The 3,028-nt window shown below is 70.8% G+C and carries 3 protein-coding genes and 1 pseudogene; all 4 read right to left on the bottom strand.

Annotated features, from left to right (window positions below):
* A pseudogene (locus VR44_RS37960) lies at positions 1-225 on the bottom strand (GNAT family N-acetyltransferase); the annotation flags it as partial.
* 237 nt (positions 226-462) lie between these two features.
* Positions 463-1,737 (bottom strand): DUF4241 domain-containing protein, encoded by a 1,275-nt coding sequence (locus VR44_RS37965; protein WP_052714018.1) that lies wholly within the window; start codon positions 1,735-1,737, stop codon positions 463-465.
* A gap of 225 nt (positions 1,738-1,962) precedes the next feature.
* Positions 1,963-2,457, bottom strand: coding sequence for a hypothetical protein (locus tag VR44_RS37970; RefSeq protein WP_045952235.1), 495 nt, complete (start codon positions 2,455-2,457; stop codon positions 1,963-1,965).
* A gap of 343 nt (positions 2,458-2,800) precedes the next feature.
* Positions 2,801-3,028, bottom strand: a 228-nt coding sequence (locus VR44_RS37975; protein ID WP_045952236.1) for a carboxymuconolactone decarboxylase family protein, incomplete at its 5' end; no start/stop codon positions are given.

Genomic DNA, 3,028 nt, shown 5'->3' on the forward strand with positions numbered 1-3,028 from the left:
GACGAGCGGGGTCGGCGGGATCTGGCGGATGTAGCCGACCACGCGGCCGGCGAGCTCGGCCACCAGGAAGGGCTCGACCCCGTACCGCTCATCGAACATCAACGCGTCCTCGGCCCGCTGCGGCATGACATCGCTCAGCCAGGACCAGCCGGCCCTCTCGAGCGCCATCAACGCCGGGCCATCCGACGTGGAGGCACGACGGATCGTCAGATCATCATTCAGCACGGCGACATGCTAGCGGCGTGGGGTACGTCCGGGCCGGCCCAGGGGCGTCGCGGCCGCCGTCCTCGGCGACGGCGAGCGCAACCCCGGCTCCGGGGGCGCGGCCAGGAAGCGGGGGTAGTGGCTGGTGCAGCGCCGAGGGCCGAGCGTGGTCCCGCTCGGCCCTCTCCAGCCCGGCGTCCGCGACGGATGACCCGGATTTCGCCCGGGCAACGGTGCCTGCCGCTTGGGCATGTCGTTTCAGAGATCGGCGGTGGCCCCGTCCCTCTCGGGAAGGACCTGGGGCATCCCCTCGATCAGTACCACGACGCTGACCAACTCGCCGGCCTCGGAACGCCCCAGCCACACGGGGTAGGCACCGTCCCCGGTCGTCGCGAAGGCCATCAGCTCGCCCCCGGTGGCACTGTCCCACGTGCGGTGGATGAACATCGACCCGTCGGTCAGGTCTTCGTAACCGTGGAGGTCCGGCTCACCGTCGATCAGTCCCCGCTCGAAGAGAGAGAGGAGTGACTCGAAGGACCCGGCATCGGCGAAGCAGCCGGTGGCGCCGTCCGTGTCGAATCCGGCTATCTGCTTCTCGATGAAGATGCGGAGGTCGTCGTCCGCCCCAAGGGCCATCTCCCACGACGCGGCAGGTGTCTCGCTGAGGAGCAGGCGGACGGCCGTGGGGTCCGTGGTCTCGACCTCGGCGTCGCGCCACTCGCAGTGGTAGCCGTATGCAACCCGTGCCTCGTCGAGCACGTACTCCCCGGGCGGGATGGGGACCGTGATGTGCGGCCCGTTCTCGTGGTCGGTGAACAGGCCGGAAATGGCCAGCAGCCCACTGGGGACGTGCACGGTGCCGACCCGGCGCGGCTCGACGACCGTCTGCTCGGGGTGGTACCCGTCGGTGACCCGTACCCCGGGCCGGAACAGCTCCCCGATCCGGCCCGGTTGCGCGGGGCGCGGCGGCCGCCAGCAGGAGGCGGGCGCCTCCCCGCCGTCGCCGTCCGCGACCTCGGCAGCCTCGAAGACCGGCGGCTCGGTGAACCCGTGCACCCGCGCCGAGAGCAGCGGCCACTCCCCGAAAGCGGGCCGGTCCACCCAGCGCTGGGCCTCCCGGAGGTCGGCCGAGGTGGCGTAGCCCCGGGGTTCCTCACGCCGCCGCCCCCTCCCGTCCGGGAACAGGTCCAGAATGACGCGCGGGCCCTTCGGGTCGAACTCCGCCGTCTCCTGGTCCGGGTAGTGCCAGGCGACGGAGTACCGGTGGAACAGCCGCGCCGGGTCGTCCAGCAGCCTCAGGTCCAGGTCGTAGGTACGACGGCCCATGTCGTCGTACACCCACAGCCCGACGTGGTGATCCCGCCAGGAGACGAGCCGGACCTCCAACGGCGAATGCCGGCCCGCGGTCCGGTACACCACCACGTACGGCAGCCCGGCCGCGTCGCGCTCCCGGGCCTCCCCGACGGACAGCGTCCGCCAGACGGCACGGGACTCCGGGTCCCATCCCTGCGCGTACCCCACCTCGACGACCACGACCGCCCCCTCCTGCGCCCTTGCTTCACCTACGGTTCCTGAACGGTCGACCGTGGGGTGCAGAAGACCGGTTTCGTAGCAGCACCCGAACCCCCGGCGAGGGGTCACCTTACGGCAGCCGACCGGTCACCCCGTGACAGCAGCCCACCAGACCAAAGGCCCTCCCCACCAGCTGGGTCGCCCCCACCATCGCCGACGCCAACTCGCTGTCACCTGTCCACGCCTTCACACCCCCGCCGTGCAGAACACGCACGCCTGCCAGAACGGCAGTGCGTCCAGGACCCGATGGCGTACGCAGGAGGCCACTGCGGCCTCCTGCGGCCCAGGCAGGACACCCGTGCCGGCCCTGGCGGTCGCAGGGTCGAACTCCTCGACCATCGCCCGGTACGTGCGTAGATACCCCTCGACCCGTGGCGGCTCGTACGTCAGTTCCTCCCACCGGTGGCGGGACAGTGCCAGATCGAGTACGCGCAGCAAGAAGTCCTTGGCCTCGGCTCGCTCCTGCGGCGTCTCCCCCCAGTCGAGCTCCGCCAGGCCGAAACCGACCATCCCACGCCCCATCACGTTCTGGTCCTGGAGGGTCAGCAGGCCGGCGAAGCGGAAGTCCCACGGCCTGTGGGCCAGCGCGGACACGGCGAGCATCAACACGTCCACGAACGCTGTCGTGCCGCCGTTGGTCATCTCCAGGTGCCGGCCGTCACCGCCCTCGAACGTGTTCATGTCTCGAGGGTAAAGACCCGCCGGCGCGACGATCCCGGCGCGCACAGCGGCGGCAAGACCGGAGGCCGTCCCGGTCAGCCGGTGAAGGACTCGGGGCCGAAGCGGGCCGCCGCCACGAACGCGGCCAGGGCGGTATAGATCAGGTCCCCCACGACGAGCTTGGTCTCGCGGCGTCGGAGGCTTCGACCCACCTCCCGCTGGACCCGCCGGCGGCGATCCTCTCCGTCGGGGTGATCACCTTGAAGGCGCCGCCGAACAGGTATGCGACGGCGAGCAGTCCGGTGACGATCCACAGGGCGAGGTTCAGGGGTTGTCCTTGTCGGGGCGGGAGGGGTGGACGTCTTCAGTGCCGGCCGGGCTGGTAGTGGCCGGCGGGCTGCTGGACGGTGACGTTCAGACGGTTGAAGGCGTTGATGACGGCTACCTGGGTCACGAGGGCGGCGAGCTGGTCTTCGTCGTAGTGCTTGGCGGCATTCGCCCAGACCTCGTCGGAGACGCCCCCGGCGGCGTCGGCGATGCGGGTGGCTTCTTCGGCCAGTTCAAGAGCCGCGCGTTCGGCTTCGGTGAAGAC

The organism is Streptomyces katrae (assembly GCF_000966975.1).
Taxonomy (GTDB): Bacteria; Actinomycetota; Actinomycetes; order Streptomycetales; family Streptomycetaceae; genus Streptomyces; species Streptomyces katrae.

Bases quoted from the DNA above. Each gene is read 5' to 3' on its own strand.
- VR44_RS37970 (WP_045952235.1), bottom strand. From the start codon at position 2,457: ATGAACACGTTCGAGGGCGGTGACGGCCGGCACCTGGAGATGACCAAC.